Here is a 16,306-nt window from a genome sequence, read left to right on the forward strand (position 1 = left end):
GTTTAGTGGCATCCACTGCTCAAGGCAGCGCCTGAGTTACCCCCGTTTGAGCGGCAAAGAAGTTTAATGCGCTGCGTAATCCACATAGGTACCGAGAAGACTGGTTCAACGGCGATTCAGCGTTATTTGTTGCACCACAAGGATGAACTCAGCTTGAGCGGAGTTCATTGCTGCGAAAGCTATGGCAAGGGCAATAATCGAGCCTTCGCTGCGGCCTTCACCGCACCAGACAGACGGGATGACTATTTTCGCCAGAATGACCTGGACGATCCGGAGAGCAGGAAACAATGGTTTGAATCTCTCGCCGCCCAATTTGACACGGAGTTGCAGGAAACTGGAGAGACAATCGGGACATTTTTGATCTCGTCCGAGCACCTGCATTCCCGGCTCCAGTCCGCATCTGAGGTCAGGGCCGTCGCTGACTTTGTATTGCCAAGGTTTAGCAGTGTCGAGATTCGCTGTTACCTGCGGCGACAGGATGAATTGGCGCTCAGTCGCTTCAGTGAGGCCTTGCGGGCCGGTTATGCGCCCCCTGCATTATTACCGAAAGGTCAGCGCCCTCTCAGTACTCAGCCGGCTCCCTACTTCGACTACGCGGCGCTATTGGATCGATGGGCCTTGGCCTTTGGCGACGCCGCTGTGCACCCTCGGATTTTTTCTCGGGAATCGCTTTTTAAGGGGGATGTGGTAGCGGATTTCCTGCAATCCATCGGTCAACGAAAAGCTCCAGAGTCCAAGGTAATACGAGCAAATGAGGCGCTTCCCGCGACGACGCAGGCCGCTATTTACATGTTAAACCGACATATGGCGAAACCGCATAGTGTTGAGGGGCGAGTGTTGAGAAAGCGTCTTGTTGCAATGGCGGAGCAAATGGGGATCAGTGGTGATAGCCTTCTTCCCTGTAAGACCGCAGCGCGGAACTTTTACCAGAAATTTGAAGCAGGGAATAGAGAAGTTGCGAAGCGCTGGTTTGGTCGGGATACACTGTTTGTTGAAGACTTCAGCAGATACCCCCTTGAGTCGACGCGGTTGGATTCCTCCCGGGTAGCGTCACTATTGGGGGGACTATTGTTGGCGGTGGCAGGCGAGGGAGAAAATTCAGACAGCTTTGGTCCCGTGTTGCCCAAGAAACCATTGCCCGACTTCAATTGGAGCTAGAGATCGCCACGCGGCAACTAGCGAAGTAGGCAAGTGTGAAGCAGTCGCCAGGTGCGACGATAGCAGCCCAGCTAAAACGATATTGGATCTATAAATTTATATGCGAACCGTAATATGCCACTATCATATTTTCAAAAACAGTGGGACCAGTTTTGATGAGCAACTAACGGCGAATTACGGTGATGCTCATTGTATTTTTGACGGTCCTTTCAGGTACTCAAAGATTAACCAAGATGAATTAATCAAAATTGTCAGTAATCACAAAGATTGTATTGCGTTCTCTTCGCATCAGATTAACCTGCCTGTCCCTTCCTCGATAGATGTTCGCGTGGAGCCGGTGGTATTTGTGCGGCATCCACTGTTGAGAATACGGTCTATATATCAATTCAGCAAGAAGTCTCCTGCCACTTCCTTCGTCGGAGAATTCTCTTCAGGTCTGGATTTCGGCGATTGGATAAATGAATGCATAAAAAGCAAAGCTGGTTTGACTATGATCAGCAATGCTCAGACTCGCTTGTTATCGAACGTTTATAATCGCCCTTCTATTCAAAGGCGCAGTGCAAGTGGAGGATTGATCTGTGATTTTAATCAAGCAGTCCGAAACCTGTCTCAGGTCAATTTGTTAGGGCGTACAGAGTTTTTTGAGCTTGATGTATCGAAGTTTACGAAAATAATGGCCGAGTTTGGGGTCGAGTTCGAATTTCATCGAAAGTCTGCCAGTAATGTTACCTCTGGAGACCTTGAGTTGCCTGTTGAGGCCAGACTAGAACGTATGCAGAGAGAAGTTGGGGAGCCGGTGTATGCGCTGCTTAAAGCTATGAACCAACAAGATCTGAATTTATACGATTTTGTGACGGAAACGCTTCAGTACTAAGCAATCCCACTGCCTTGAGATGCCATTCTCGAACTTAACTGGATCCTTTCTAATTGCTACTGTTGCCTGTGAAAACAAAATATTTATTGAGTACAAAAACCACTATAGGCGTCGTCGTAATCATGACAACGACTGAAAGATAGCGCGACACTTTCAGATAGTCCACGATGTACCAGGCGAAGAAGGTATTGAGCGTAACCCCCGTTAGGGCTGAAGCAATAAATTTGACTAACTGGGTGCTGCTGCTCGTGGTGTCTCGGAATACCCAGCGTGAATTTCCAGCATATGAAACGAGTACCGCCAAAGAAAAAGCAACTAGATTTGCCGTTGTCGCTCGCGCTACAAGCGCAGGATACAAGCTCAGGTAAAAGAACACATGTACGGCGGTTGCGATTGCACCTACAATCGCAAAACGCAGCAACTCGCCACCGAGACAGCGGTCGATCAAGCTGGGTTTGTTACTCATAGACTTTACGAACGAGATAGAGTGGCCGTCTTTTCGTCTCGACGAAAATTCGTGAGACATATTCTCCCAGCATACCGATTCCAACGAGCGTAATCCCATTAAAGAACAGCATTACAGTCATTAGTGAAGCGTATCCAGGTTGATCCACACCCAGGATGACTGTTTTGATCACGATGACAGCGCCATAGATAAATGCCCCCGTCGCCAGGCTGAACCCAAGCCAACTCCATACCTTCAGGGGAAAGGAACTGAACGAGGTTATGCCGTCGACAGCAAAACGGAAGAGCTTTCGGTAGTTCCACTTGGTAGTTCCTATCGCTCGATCCGATCTCGCGTGGGCCAGGCGCATCTCCCGGAAGCCCAACCATTCAAACAGGCCTTTGTTGAATCGAATTCGTTCCTCCAGACTGAGAAATGCGTCTAGTGCCGGACGTGCCAAAAGCCGGTAATCGCCTGCATTCGGTGTGATTTCGGTATCGCTTATCTTATTGATGAGGCGGTAAAAAGCGTTTGCTGTGGCGCGTTTGAAAAAACCATCCGCATACCGGTCCGTTCGAACATGTGTCACTACGTCGAATCCTTCTCTCCAATGTGCGACCATTTCCGGGATTAATTCTGGAGGGTCCTGGAGGTCCGCATCGATCATGATCACCGCTTCACCTCGAGCGTGTGCCAGGCCTGCGGTTAATGCGGCTTCCTTGCCGAAGTTCCTGGATAGGTCGACAATTCTCAGTTGTGGAATTTGCTCACGCATAAGTATGAGCCGGGCAAGGGTCTGGTCCGTGCTTCCGTCATTGACGACTATTATTTCGAAGGACTGACTACATTCGGAAATAAGTGGTGTTACTGTGGCGAAAAAAAGCTGGATCATGTCTTCTTCGTTTATCATCGGACAAACGAGACTCAATTCAACAGAACGCTTTTCTAAATTTGCGGTTTCCAATTTCGCTACCTTTACAGTTCATATCGACCTGAGGGCTGGTTCAATATTGGGTACGAGGCGCTTACTTTACCTTACAAATGTCAGAGCCCTTTCGGCACTCCAGATAGAATTTTACAGCATTTCGCGCAAGTTCGGGGCTTTCCCGCAACTCCTTGGGCATTATGCGATTAATCTTTCCGGTATCGTTGTCCTCTCCGTTTGCAAAAGCCTGCAGTGCAGCTTCCTGTTGATGGTGATAGGAAGCAAAGAAGGGAGTGCTAAGTCTGAATGCGTTCACTTGGTAAAAGTAAATTGCCAGCACGAGACTCCAGCCTGCCACTGTCAGAATTTTGGCTGGAGTGCGCGTTGGCGCGAATTTTGTACGCTCAGGAATTGCGATCAACCAGTACCATGCGAGTCCACATACGGCGAAGCTTGTATACCGGACATAACGAGGAGCCATTACATATTCATCGCCCAGGTAATTCCGAGTTAGAAAACTTCCCACAAGAGACAAAGTGCCGAATACAATCATGGCGCTACCCAAATTAGCCGGGTGTCGATAGGCAAGCTGGTCTATGGCTGTTACAACGATGCCGAAGAATAGCAAAGCGCCGAGAAACGTTAATGTGCTATAGGCTTCAGGCTGTGTCAGTCCTAAACGTACAAGGGACGTTCCAGAGATCAGGCCTGATCCAAGACCGGCGCATACCCATTGAAGAAAACGTACGATATCCAACGACTGTGTTTGCGCGGATGAGTTCTCCTGGGCACCTGCCAGAACGATAATGACAGGCAAACTGATAAATAGAATAGCGATGAAACGTAGCTCGTACACTTTCCGCTGCCGTGAAGTCAAGGCTAGAACCACTAGAGTGGCCGCCGAAGCAAAAGCGAGCGTGAAAGCAATATCAGAAAACAAAGTAGCTGCGATTATGCTTACCAATACAGGAATTAGTCCGCAATCATTTTTCAAATATCTGTAGGTCAGGAACACGAAAACCCATGCTAGAAGAATGAAAGTGTACTCAAAAATGAGCAAATTGTTTCCCAGGCTGTTTCGCTCCTCGGGGTGGGTAAAAAGCATGATTAGAAAAGTAATTATCCACCAATTGATTCGGCCACTTGTTCTCTTCATGTCGTAAGCGGCGCCGTAGACTAGTAATGCGAGTAACAGAAAATAGGACGCGGCGCCTATCAGGCGAAGGACATGTAAATTATAGTTGGCGTACTGTGACACATATAGAATTACCGATTTTGTCAGTACATGTCCGTGTCCGGGGAATTCGAACTCAGAAAACAGAGAGGCCAGAATCTTGGGCTTGTCGGTGGCGGCCAGTGGTTCAACGAACTGAAAGGTCCATCTGAATAGATCTTTATAATCAGGGTACGCATGGGCTGTCTGTTGTAGATCTAAAATGACCACGCTAATCCAGCCAATAACAACGAAAAGGAAAATACAGAGGCCAATATTTTTTGAAATTGAGGCAGGGCTTGGAGTCATCTATCTTATGTCCACCTAACATCACCAGCGTGCTATTCATGCTGATAGTTGCAATGAGAAAACATGGGTATTTCTGGGTGAGGCTGGACTCCGAGTAATGGACATTACTGGCTCCGAGCGCATCATATGACATTGTGGAAAGACCTGCAAAATGCTCAAATCGGCATTCGCGATAGTTCCATTTGGGTACTGGATATGGGTGTCGATATCACAGCTCGCAGCCGTGTTCAGTTTGAGGATCCGTCCGTCGGGGTGGGGAGTGTAGCAAGCCACCTAACCGCTTATCCTCATCCACTGCGGTGTAAAATCCCTGGGGATCCCGAGGGTCTTTAAGAGTTGCGGCGAAAGCGATCGAACTGGTTTGGGGTTCTCGGAAGGGTCATTGGGCTAGTTGTGGAGATTTGGAGTCGTCATGAGGCATGTCCTGTTACATGGTCACATATTTAAAAATGCTGGAACCACGCTAGATTGGGCCTTGCAGCGCAGTTTTGGGCCCCGCTTTCTGTATCATCAAGAAGAAGTGGAGATGCGAAATAGAGGCGAGAAGAGATTGGCGGAGGTTATTTTTAGTGCCCCGGACTTGACAGCGCTTTCCAGTCATCACATGCCCATACCAACTTTTAGGCTGGCAAATTTCTGCTTTCACTCGCTCTATCTGTTGCGCCATCCATTGCGGCGCGCGATTTCTGTGTATTCTTTCGAGCGGCGGCAAGATGTGCAGACGCGGGGAGCCAAAGCTGCAAAAAGGATGGGACTACAGGATTACTTGCGTTGGAGGTTGGAGCCGGATGTGCCCAATACAGTGCGTAACTATCAAACTGCTTATCTAGCGGGATGTCATCGTCAGTTTCTCGATGCCGGAGAGATGGCGTCGCTATTTGGCGAGGCCCAAACTGCGCTTGGCAAACTAAGTCTCGTTGGGCTTGTGGAGCGGTTTGATGACAGTATGGTGCTATTCGAGACTCTGCTAAGGCCCTGGTTTCCTGATATCGACCTTGCTTATGTTACCCAGAACCGCTCGCAGGTAAGTGGAGAGGCCGGCACCTTGGGCGAGTTTTCCAGTCCAGTTGAAGAAATGGGTAAACTCGCTCCGGCGATGGTGGACGCCAATGCTTACGACCTCGCACTTTACCAGTTAGTCTCCGACAAACTTGATCATGCAATTAATGGGATAACCGGGTTCGAGGAAAAGCTCAGGAAATTTCAGGAGCGCTGTATGAGTGTGAAGGACGCACACGGCTAGAGGCACATAGACGTTTTTTTTCTGCTGAATTGCTTTTAGCGTTCGCGAATCTCTTCGCTCAGAAGCCTTGGGTCAGATATAATGAGACCAGGCGGTTCCTGGGGGAAATCTGCAAGATTTTCTTCCCCCAGTACATAGCTAATCTGCTGGCTGATGCAGCGGTGTTCTGGTTTATGGCTGCTGGTGGGTAGGGACTGTTTGCTTTGGGTTGGATAGGGTTAGAGGATGCTGGTATCGGTTCATTTACCAAAAACGGCCGGCACGAGTTTCCGTGAAGCGCTGAGCGAAAGTTACGGCACTCGTCTCTACACTGATTACAACGATAGACCTGTAAACACACCACTGCTTAGTCTTCGCCTAAGGACGGTCTGTTCGGCGGTGACGTTGCCATTTAATTCTCCGGTATTGACGGGGAGTTTTGATTGCGTCCATGGGCATTTTTTGCCATTTAAATATTGTGCATTAGGAGTAACCGCGAGCCCACAGTTTATTACCTGGCTTCGCGACCCCCTGGATCGTTTGCTCTCTCATTATTTCTACTGGCGAGATGCTTCGCTGTCGAGCAATTTCGGACCGGTCTGGCAACAGTTCAGGGACGAAAGTTGGTCCCTGGAGCGATTTTGCAGTGAACCAGTTATGCGCAACCTTTATGCCCGATTCCTCTGGGGGTTTCCCCTCCGCCACTTTGACTTCGTTGGCCTGACCGAACACTATGAGGCCGATCTTGAGTTCCTTGGGAATCATGTGCTTCAACGTAACCTCAAGCTGGTTCGCCGAAACATTATGTCGGGAACCGGAAAACGAGAAGCAAAAGATGCTCTTTCCGCCAGGTTCATAGAAAACGTGCGAGGCTGGCACAGTAAGGACTATCGTATCTACGAGCAGGCATTGGAGATGCGCGCTAGACGGATTCGGCTGGGTAGTGGGAAAGATTAGCATGAACTCCTGGCCAGCTATTGTCGTTTTCATAACGTGTAGTGATAGCTGCGATCGCCAAGGTAAATGCAGATTAATGGTATAGAGACCACCAGGTCTGCTACTTGACCTATGGTGAAATTGAACCTGCCATACTGCGTTATCCGGTGAGGCGACATGCACCGTAATATTTGTCTCGGCCGGGCTACAAGTTGGTCAGGCTGAAGTTTATGTAACTGGAGGCTACGCCTCCCCTCCAGTTTAACTGAATTCAGGGCCCTCAAATTATGCCGCCCTCGCAGTCCGGCTGGCGCGACGCCATCTTCAATCGCCGCATTCTCGCCTGCGTGTTCATCGGCCTGGCCTCCGGAATGCCGCTCTACGTGCTCTACCAACTGGTCCCGGCCTGGCTTCGGGATGAAGGCGTATCCCTCACGGAAATCGGCCTGTTCTCCCTGGTTGGCATCCCCTACACCTGGAAATTCCTCTGGGCGCCTTTCATGGACCGCTATAGGCCACCCTTGCTGGGTCGCCTCGGTCGTCGCCGAGGCTGGATGCTGTTTACCCAGGTGGCCCTGCTTGCATCCATTGGCGCTTTGGGCCTGTTCCAGCCCGACTCTGCGACGCTTGTGATCGCCTGGATTGCGTTCGCCGTGGCGTTCTTCAGTGCCAGCCAGGATGTTGTGCTGGATGCCTTTCGGCGCGAAATTCTCCCGGATTCCGAGTTGGGCCTGGGCAATGCTATACACGTGCAGGCCTACCGTATTTCGAGCCTTGTACCGGGGTCGCTGTCGTTGATTCTGGCTGACCTGATGCCCTGGGGCAGCGTTTTCTGGATTACCGGTGCTTTCATGCTGGTAGGTGTGGGCATGACCTTCATGGTACGGGAACCGGAATCCGAGGTTCCTCTGGGCGGGGGGCTGCGTGAAACCGTGGTAGCACCGTTCTATGAGTACCTTCAACGCAAGGGCTGGCAGCCCCTGCTGGCCGTGTTGACTTTCATGTTTCTATACAAGATCGGGGACAACATGGCGACGGCCCTGGCGACGCCGTTCTACCTGGATATGGGCTTCTCCAAGACCGAGATTGGCCTCGTCGCCAAGCACGCTGCCCTGTGGCCCGCCATTTTTGGCGGCCTGCTCGGTGGTGTGGTGATGATCCGCGTGGGTATCAATCGCAGCCTGTGGCTATTTGGTGTGGTGCAACTGGTGAGTATCCTCGGGTTCGCCGTACTGGCGGCCAGTGAACCGCATCTCTGGTTACTGGCGCTCGTCATTGCTTTTGAGTATCTGGGCGTAGGATTGGGTACGGCGGCATTTACCGCATTTATCGCCCGGGAGGCCAGCCGCGCTTTCGCAGCGACCCAGTTTGCGCTCTTTACGGCTCTCGCGGCACTGCCGCGGACATTTGCCAATGCCAGCACCGGGGCCATTGTCGAGGAAACCGGTTGGGTGGCTTTTTTTCTGCTGTGTGCGGTGCTGGCTTTACCGGGCATGTTGATGCTTTTGTGGGTGGCCCCCTGGCGCGGGGAGGGAGAACGTACTGTGGTGGTGCAGAGCGCTAGCTGAGTCGTTTCCCAAGTGCCCGGCTCGTCATAATCACGGCGTCCAGCGATACTTCCGCAGCGCTATTTTCCCCTGCGAAATACGCACTCCCTCTGCCTCCAGCCGCTGCCTTTGGGTATACTCCCCGCTGGAGCCGGCAGGCAGGGAAATGCTGCCCTGCGCATTGATCACGCGATGCCAGGGAACCTTGCTTCCCGCGGGTAGCTGTCGCAATGCGAGCCCCACACGACGCGCAGCTCGCCCCAGCCCGGCGTGAAGCGCGACATCGCCGTAGGTCGCCACTTTGCCGCTGGGGATCATGGCCACGACCTGCCATATGCGCTCGTTAATACTGGTTTCAGGGTGAGTCATATGTAGTTGAATAAGAAGGGCGCTGTCTGGATGCATCCGCTTCCTTGAAAAGTATGTACTGTAAACCGACTGACAACTTACGACGAGTCTCTTGAAAAGTTTCAATCGCAACAAGCTGTTTCTCTTCTTCCTCCTTCTGGCCGCTACCCTCGGGGCATCGGCCAGAGCCGATCGACTCTACACCACAGACGGGGAATCGATACCCGGCCGTCTCCTCGGTATCTCCGACGGCAAGGTCCTGTGGTCTTCCGAAGTGTTCGGTGACCTGGTTATCGACCAGTATCACATCAGCCGCATCGAATCGGGTGATCATTATGATTTCAAGTTGTCTGGCCGCGAGCTGAACGACTGCTGGATGTTTGTGCAGGACGACCATCAACTGCTGCACTGCGACGAAGGTGTGGAAATGCTCTCCAGCTGGAAGCTGGTAGTGGCCGTGGGGGAGTCGGTGAATGATCCGCCGCCGCTGCTTGCCCAGAAGGGCAACGTCATCGTTGCCGCGGAGGACTCATCCGGCAACAACAATCTCAACAAGATCAATGTGGACGCGCGCTCAGAGCTGCGCTTCATCGAGTCCCGCCATACCCTGACGCTACGCTATCAGGAGGAGACCCTCGAGGACGCCCCCGCCCGTGACATGTGGCGCACCGGGTATCAGTACGACCAGTTTTTCACCGAACGCTGGTTCGCCGCGGGTAACGCCTCCTACGAGGAAGACGAGTTCAAGGCGATCGAACATCGCTCGCTGGTGGGTATGGGGATGGGCTACCAGTTCCTGGAGACTCGTTACTTTGACCTGCTGGGCAAGGGTACGGTGAACTACGTTGATGAGCAGTTCAGCACCAGCCCCAGCCGCAAGACCCCGGCCTTTCTCTGGAATCTCGATTTCGCCTGGCGTTTCAATGACAAGGGCATGGAGTTCTTCCACCGTCAGTCGGCCCTGCAAGCCTTTGAGGATGGTGATGACTGGGAAGTCACCACCCTGACCGGATTGAAATACCCGATCAACGGCCACTTCAGTTCGACCGTGCAGCTCGAGTACGACTACGACAACCTGCCCGCCCAGTCCGAGGTGGAGAAAAAGGACCAGACCTGGTCCATCGGCCTGAATTACAGCTGGTAACCTTGCATTCGCCCTGACCGTCCCCAGAACAGGGGGATAGGAGGTCGCCATGCGTTTATTGTTCCTGCTCCTGCCCTGGCTGGAGCTCGCCACCCTGATCAAGCTCGGTGCCGAAACCAGCGTGCTCACCGCACTGCTCTACGTCTTTGCCACGCTCGTGCTGGGGCTGCTCATCCTGCAGCGCCAGGGGATGGGCATGTTCCAGCACCTGCGAGAGGCCCAGGCCGGCCGGGTGCTGGGTGGCCGCCTGCTGCTGGATGATATGGCCGTCGGCTTTGCCGCACTTTTGCTGATGTTTCCCGGCATGATCACCGATGTTGCCGCCCTGATCGTGATGATCGGTCCACTGCGTCGGCGCATTGCCCGCTTTTTTGCTGGCCCGCAGGCGGAACCTTACGTCCCGGAGCGCGACGCGCAAAGCCACAATACCATTGAGGGACATTACCGGCGGCTCGACGACTGAGCTTGGTGTTGTTTCATAACCAATTGATATATAAGAATTAATTTTATTTTCTGTGAGTGGTTGGGGCGCTTGACGGCACACCGTATGTGACTAGAATTAGCACTCTCTCGCAAAGAGTGCTAATCGGGCCCTTGAAATCCATTCCAGTGCCCCAATAGATCAAGCAACCCCCGCCGGGGGCCTGTATAACATCGTTACTAGGAGAGCTTCAGAAATGAAAATCCGTCCGCTGTACGACCGGGTGGTCGTTCGTCGTAAAGAAGAGGAAGAGACCACTGCAGGCGGCATCCTTCTGCCCGGTTCCGCCAAAGAGAAGCCCAATCAGGGCGAAATTGTTGCAGTTGGCGAGGGCAAGGTCCTGGACAACGGCGACGTACGTGCCCTGGCTGTCAAGGTTGGCGACCGCGTGGTCTTCGGCCAATACGCCGGCAGCAACACCATCGAGGTTGACGGCGAAGAGCTGATCATCATGGGTGAGAGCGAAATCTACGCCGTCGTAGAGTAATCGCCCCCCGAACCGAATTCAGAAACTGTAAAGAGATTAAGGATTTAGACAATGGCAGCTAAAGACGTATTTTTCGGTGACGACGCTCGTCAGCGCATGCTGAACGGCGTGAACATCCTGGCTGATGCCGTAAAAGCCACCCTCGGCCCCAAAGGCCGCAACGTAATTCTGGACAAGTCCTTCGGTGCTCCCACCGTGACCAAGGACGGTGTATCCGTGGCCAAGGAAATCGAACTGAAAGACAAGTTCGAAAACATGGGCGCACAGATGGTCAAGGAAGTAGCTTCCCAGGCTTCCGACCAGGCCGGTGACGGAACCACCACTGCCACCGTACTGGCCCAGTCCATCGTTAACGAAGGCCTGAAGTCTGTTGCCGCTGGCATGAACCCGATGGATCTGAAGCGCGGTATCGACAAAGCCGTTGCCGCCGCTGTGGCCCAGATCGAAGCCGCTGCCATCCCCTGTGAAGACAGCAAGGCGATCGCCCAGGTAGGCTCCATCTCCGCCAACTCCGACAGCCAGGTTGGTCAGATCATTGCCGACGCCATGGAAAAAGTGGGTAAAGAAGGCGTGATCACCGTTGAGGAAGGCACTGGCCTCGACAACGAACTGGACGTGGTAGAAGGCATGCAGTTTGACCGCGGCTACCTGTCACCCTATTTCATCAACAACCAGGAAAACATGACTGCCGACAACGAGTCGCCCTTCATCCTGCTGGTTGACAAGAAGATCTCCAACATCCGCGAACTGCTGCCCCTGCTGGAGCAGGTAGCCAAGGCCTCCAAGCCGCTGGTGATCGTAGCAGAAGACGTGGAAGGCGAAGCCCTGGCCACTCTGGTTGTGAACAACATGCGCGGCATCGTGAAAGTCGCTGCCTGTAAAGCACCGGGCTTCGGCGACCGTCGCAAGGCCATGCTGCAGGACATCGCTATCCTGACCGGCGGCACCGTGATCTCCGAGGAAGTGGGCCTGGACCTGGAGTCCGCTACCCTGGAGCACCTGGGCACCGCCAAGCGCGTGACCATGGACAAGGACAACACCACCATCATCGACGGTGCTGGCGAAGGCGCAGCTATCGAAGCCCGCGTGAAGGAAATCCGCGTCCAGATCGAGAACACTTCCTCTGACTACGATCGTGAGAAGCTGCAAGAGCGCGTGGCCAAGCTGGCCGGCGGTGTTGCCGTGATCAAGGTTGGCGCTGCCACCGAGATCGAAATGAAAGAGAAGAAAGCCCGCGTTGAAGACGCCCTGCACGCAACCCGTGCTGCGGTTGAAGAAGGCGTGGTTGCTGGCGGTGGTGTTGCCCTGGTGCGCGCTGTTTCCGCTATCGCCGACCTGAAAGGCGACAACGAAGACCAGAACCACGGTATCGCAGCAGCCCTGCGCGCCATGGAAGGTCCGATGCGCCAGATCGTGTCCAACGCGGGTGACGAAGCCTCTGTGGTTCTGAACAAGATCCGCACTGAAGGTGAAGGCAACTTCGGCTACAACGCTGCCACCGGCGAGTACGGCGATATGCTGGAAATGGGTATCCTGGATCCCGCCAAGGTAACCCGTACTGCGCTGCAGGCTGCTGGCTCGGTAGCTGGCCTGATGATCACCACCGAGGTGATGATCGCTGACGCGCCGGAAGACAAGGCTGCGGCTCCTGCGATGCCCGACATGGGCGGCATGGGCGGCATGGGCGGCATGATGTAAGCCGGACCCACAGTCCTTTAAAAGGAACCCCGTCTCGAGAGAGGCGGGGTTTTTTTATGTACAGGAAGTACTGTAGATCGCGGGAGCCATGGAAGGCGAGAGCGATCAATGGGCATGAAAGTGCTACAATCCCAGCGGGGTTATAAATAAATAAGGAGAAATTCATGAGTATGGTTGTCGAGTTCATTTTCCGCTGGGCGCACGTCCTGTTTGGTATCACCTGGATAGGCATGCTGTACTACTTCAATTTCGTCCAGACGGAATACTTCAAGGAGGCCGAGGCGGACGCCAAGGCCGATGCAATGAAAAAGCTGGCGCCGCGGGCGCTGTGGTGGTTCCGCTGGGGCGCGATGTTCACGTTTATCACCGGTCTGGTCCTGCTGCACTTCGTGGGCGCCATGAGCAACTTCGTCGGTTCCTCGCTGATCTGGATCGGTGCCCTGGCCGGTACCCTGATGTTCCTTAACGTGTGGCTGATCATCTGGCCCAACCAGCAGATCGTCCTGGGCATGAAAGAGGGTGAAGGTCCCGTAGCGGCGGCCAAGGCCGGGTTGGCCTCGCGCACCAACACCCTGTTTTCCGGCCCCATGCTGCTGGGGATGCTGGGCTCCAAGCACCTGTATATCTCAGATCTCAGCATGACCGGCCTGATTGCCTGTGTGGTGATCATTCTGGCCCTTGAGGCGAACGCCCTGTTTGGCAAGACCGGCCCCATGACCAAGGTGGTCGGGGTGGTCCATTGCAGCATTGCCCTGACGGCGCTGCTGTGGATCCTGCTGGCCTTCCTGTAGGCTGCATTGGCGTCAGTTAAAGCCGGGCTTGTCCCGGCTTTTTGCTTTCCGGCGAGTGCATTTTTGCCTCCTGGGCAACTGGTTCAGCACTGGTTTCTGCCGTCTGGGTGCCTATGTATAATGGCCGCTCGTTTTCATTTGCTACGCCGTTTATGTCCCAAGACGATCTCGACCACATCCCCTCCATTGTCCCCACACGGGACAGCGACTCGCACCACGCCAAGCCACGCCCCCGCAGCCAACCCGCTGGCGGCAAGGGGAAGGGAAATGGCCGGGGCAAGGCGCCGCCGCCCGCCCGACAAGGCGGCAGCGGGCTGTGGGCGCGCCTTTTTATCACCATTGCGCTGGTGGTGGCCGCGGTCGCCTGTGCCTGGGCCTGGCAGTTGCAGGAGCAGCTGCAGCAGTCCAATCACCAGTTGGCGCGGGCCGCAGAGCGCATCACCGACCTGGAAGATCGCCTCTCGGACACCGATGAGGGCCTGAGCCAGAATACCCAGGCGATGGCGGTCAAGATCAAGGAGCTGTATTCGGAGGTAGACAAGCTGTGGGCTTCTGCCTGGCGCCGCAACAAGGCGCGGCTGGACGACCTCGAAGGGGCCAGCAAGAGCCAGGGCCAGAAGGTCACGGCGAATGCGAAGTCCCTGGCGGATGCCCAGAGCCAGCTCAAGGCGGCATCGGCGGATCTGGCCAAGTTGCGCGGCGTGGCCAGCGACCTGGAGCGCCTGATGAGCAGTGCCAAGGCCAATGGCGCCGAGGTGGAGCGGGTGGCTGACAGCCTGAACAAGATCAACCTCGAGTTGGCCAAGATGAACAAGCGGATCCAGAGCAACGAGGAGTGGGTGAACTCCATCAATGCCTTCCGCCGCCAGATCAATACCGACCTGTCGGCCCTGCAGACCCAGCTGCGGAACATGCAAAGCGCCGGCACCACACCCTGATCCACCGGCGGGGCCAGGGCCCCGCCCATTCACAAGGGGGTGTATACTGGCGCCCCTGATATTTGCTGCCCCAGGCCCGGCATACGCAGTTGGGCCGATGAGAAAAGGTATTTGCCATGACTGTCATTCGCCAGGACGACTTTATAGACAGCGTCGCCGACGCGCTGCAATTCATCTCCTACTACCACCCGCTGGATTTCGTGAAGGCGGTGCACCAGGCCTATGAACTGGAGCAGAACCCGGCGGCAAAGGACGCCATGGCGCAGATCCTGATCAACTCCCGCATGTGCGCCACCGGCCACCGCCCGATCTGCCAGGATACCGGGATCGTGACGGTCTTCCTCAAGATCGGCATGAATGTGCAGTGGGACGCGACAATGTCAGTGGCGGATATGGTGAATGAAGGCGTACGCCGGGCCTACCTGCATCCGGACAACGTACTGCGGGCCTCCATCCTCGCCGACCCGGCGGGTGCCCGCAAGAACACCAAGGACAACACCCCGGCCGTGATTCACATGGAAGTTGTGGAAGGGGATACCGTGGACGTGCAGGTCGCAGCCAAGGGCGGCGGTTCCGAAAACAAGTCCAAGATGGTGATGCTCAACCCCTCCGACAGCATTGTCGATTGGGTGGTGAAGACCGTTCCCACCATGGGCGCGGGCTGGTGTCCGCCCGGCATGCTGGGTATCGGCATCGGCGGCACGGCGGAGAAGGCCGCAGTGATGGCGAAGGAGTCCCTGATGGACCCCATCGATATCCACGAATTGCGCGAGCGCGGCCCCTCCAACCGTGCGGAAGAACTGCGCCTCGAGATCATGGATGCGGTCAACAAGCTGGGTATCGGTGCCCAGGGCCTCGGTGGCCTGACCACGGTGCTGGACGTGAAGATCATGGATTACCCGACTCACGCGGCCTCCCTGCCGGTAGCGATGATCCCCAACTGTGCCGCTACCCGCCACGCCCACTTCGTGCTGGATGGCTCGGGTCCGGCCCTGCAGACCCCGCCGGACCTGGACGAATGGCCCGACATTACCTGGGAAGTCGGCGATACCGTACGCCGGGTGAACCTGGACGCCGTCACCCCGGAAGAGGCCGCCCAGTGGCAGCCGGGCGATACCCTGCTGCTGTCCGGCAAGATGCTGACCGGGCGCGATGCCGCACACAAGAAAATGAAGGAACTGATCGAGTCCGGTGAGGGCCTGCCGGCAGAAGTGGACCTGAAGGGCCGCTTCATCTATTACGTGGGCCCGGTCGATCCGGTGCGCGACGAAGTGGTTGGCCCCGCCGGTCCCACTACCTCCACCCGCATGGACAAGTTTACCGACTTCGTCCTCGAGCACACTGGCCTGCTGGGCATGATCGGCAAGGCCGAGCGCGGCCCCACCGGCATCGAGGCGATCAAGAAGCACAAGGCGGTGTACCTGATGGCCGTGGGCGGTGCCGCCTACCTGGTGTCCAAGGCGATCACCTCGGCAAAAGTCGTGGCCTTCCCCGAACTCGGGATGGAAGCCATTTACGAGTTCGAGGTGAAAGACATGCCGGTCAGCGTGGCGGTGGACGCCACCGGCACCTCGGTCCACGAGACCGGTCCCAAGCTGTGGAAGCAGAAAATCGAGGCCGAAGCCATCGAGCTGATTTAGCCTCCTGTCAGGTTCAAGTGGGCATTACGGGCAGCTGATGAGAGAATGGATCCCCGCCTACGCGGGGATGACTCAACCACACCTATCATTGGCTCGGGTAACGTCATCCCCGAACGCCTTTGTCGGGGATCCATTCTGAAAGGTCAGAAC

16 protein-coding genes are annotated in these 16,306 nt (G+C 55.0%); 12 read left to right on the forward strand and 4 right to left on the reverse strand.

The genetic code is table 11. From position 1 onward, the window contains the following. Positions 1-66: 66 nt before the first annotated feature. The gene (locus FV139_RS16505; protein WP_148069568.1) at positions 67-1,158 is read left to right on the forward strand and encodes a hypothetical protein; all 1,092 of its coding nucleotides are present in this window, start codon (positions 67-69) and stop codon (positions 1,156-1,158) included. A 100-nt stretch (positions 1,159-1,258) separates the two neighbouring features. Then, on the forward strand, positions 1,259-2,032 hold the full coding sequence (locus tag FV139_RS16510; protein WP_148069569.1) for a sulfotransferase family 2 domain-containing protein: 774 nt from the start codon (positions 1,259-1,261) through the stop codon (positions 2,030-2,032). Between the two features lie 49 nt (positions 2,033-2,081). Here the strand turns inward: FV139_RS16510 and FV139_RS16515 are convergent, their stop codons facing one another. The 3 genes from FV139_RS16515 to FV139_RS16525 form a co-directional block, all read right to left on the reverse strand. Next, positions 2,082-2,498: a GtrA family protein gene (locus tag FV139_RS16515; RefSeq protein ID WP_187276595.1), complete on the reverse strand. Its 417-nt coding sequence runs from the start codon at positions 2,496-2,498 to the stop codon at positions 2,082-2,084. Beyond that, the gene (locus tag FV139_RS16520; RefSeq protein ID WP_213004146.1) at positions 2,491-3,441 is read right to left on the reverse strand and encodes a glycosyltransferase family 2 protein; all 951 of its coding nucleotides are present in this window, start codon (positions 3,439-3,441) and stop codon (positions 2,491-2,493) included. Before FV139_RS16520 ends, FV139_RS16515 begins: the two co-directional genes overlap by 8 nt. 61 nt (positions 3,442-3,502) lie before the next feature. Beyond that, positions 3,503-4,924 carry a hypothetical protein gene (locus FV139_RS16525; protein ID WP_148069571.1) on the reverse strand — a complete coding sequence of 474 codons (1,422 nt, stop codon included), beginning with the start codon at positions 4,922-4,924 and terminating at the stop codon, positions 3,503-3,505. 412 nt (positions 4,925-5,336) lie between these two features. Between FV139_RS16525 and FV139_RS16530 the strand changes: the two genes are divergently transcribed. The 3 genes from FV139_RS16530 to FV139_RS16540 all read left to right on the forward strand — a co-directional run bounded on the left by FV139_RS16530 (position 5,337) and on the right by FV139_RS16540 (position 8,650). Further along, on the forward strand, positions 5,337-6,167 hold the full coding sequence (locus FV139_RS16530; protein WP_148069572.1) for a sulfotransferase family 2 domain-containing protein: 831 nt from the start codon (positions 5,337-5,339) through the stop codon (positions 6,165-6,167). Between the two features lie 225 nt (positions 6,168-6,392). Further along, positions 6,393-7,103: a sulfotransferase family 2 domain-containing protein gene (locus FV139_RS16535; protein WP_148069573.1), complete on the forward strand. Its 711-nt coding sequence runs from the start codon at positions 6,393-6,395 to the stop codon at positions 7,101-7,103. Positions 7,104-7,369: 266 nt separating this feature from the next. After that, positions 7,370-8,650, forward strand: coding sequence for an AmpG family muropeptide MFS transporter (locus FV139_RS16540; RefSeq protein WP_148069574.1), 1,281 nt, complete (start codon positions 7,370-7,372; stop codon positions 8,648-8,650). Between the two features lie 30 nt (positions 8,651-8,680). Here FV139_RS16540 and FV139_RS16545 read toward each other — a convergent pair whose 3' ends face one another. After that, positions 8,681-8,998, reverse strand: a complete 318-nt coding sequence (locus tag FV139_RS16545) for an MGMT family protein (RefSeq protein ID WP_148069575.1) — start codon at positions 8,996-8,998, stop codon at positions 8,681-8,683. A gap of 91 nt (positions 8,999-9,089) precedes the next feature. Here FV139_RS16545 and FV139_RS16550 point away from each other — a divergent pair, with 91 nt between their 5' ends. The 7 genes from FV139_RS16550 (at position 9,090) to FV139_RS16580 (ending at position 16,156) form a co-directional block, all read left to right on the forward strand. Next, positions 9,090-10,121, forward strand: a complete 1,032-nt coding sequence (locus tag FV139_RS16550; protein ID WP_148069576.1) for a DUF481 domain-containing protein — start codon at positions 9,090-9,092, stop codon at positions 10,119-10,121. A gap of 49 nt (positions 10,122-10,170) precedes the next feature. Beyond that, positions 10,171-10,584, forward strand: a complete 414-nt coding sequence (locus tag FV139_RS16555) for an FxsA family protein (RefSeq protein WP_148069577.1) — start codon at positions 10,171-10,173, stop codon at positions 10,582-10,584. A 214-nt stretch (positions 10,585-10,798) separates the two neighbouring features. After that, entirely contained in the window at positions 10,799-11,089 is a 291-nt protein-coding gene (locus FV139_RS16560; RefSeq protein WP_148069578.1) for a co-chaperone GroES, read from the forward strand. Positions 11,090-11,140: 51 nt separating this feature from the next. After that, positions 11,141-12,787 (forward strand): chaperonin GroEL, encoded by a 1,647-nt coding sequence (gene groL / locus FV139_RS16565; protein ID WP_148069579.1) that lies wholly within the window; start codon positions 11,141-11,143, stop codon positions 12,785-12,787. Between the two features lie 164 nt (positions 12,788-12,951). Continuing rightward, positions 12,952-13,578: a urate hydroxylase PuuD gene (locus FV139_RS16570; RefSeq protein ID WP_235898688.1), complete on the forward strand. Its 627-nt coding sequence runs from the start codon at positions 12,952-12,954 to the stop codon at positions 13,576-13,578. 152 nt (positions 13,579-13,730) lie between these two features. Further along, entirely contained in the window at positions 13,731-14,516 is a 786-nt protein-coding gene (locus FV139_RS16575) for a hypothetical protein (protein WP_235898689.1), read from the forward strand. 116 nt (positions 14,517-14,632) lie between these two features. Next, positions 14,633-16,156, forward strand: coding sequence for a fumarate hydratase (locus FV139_RS16580; protein ID WP_148069580.1), 1,524 nt, complete (start codon positions 14,633-14,635; stop codon positions 16,154-16,156). The last annotated feature ends 150 nt before the right edge of the window (positions 16,157-16,306 follow it).

The sequence above is a fragment of the Parahaliea maris genome (assembly GCF_008064665.1).
Classification (GTDB): Bacteria; Pseudomonadota; Gammaproteobacteria; order Pseudomonadales; family Halieaceae; genus Parahaliea; species Parahaliea maris.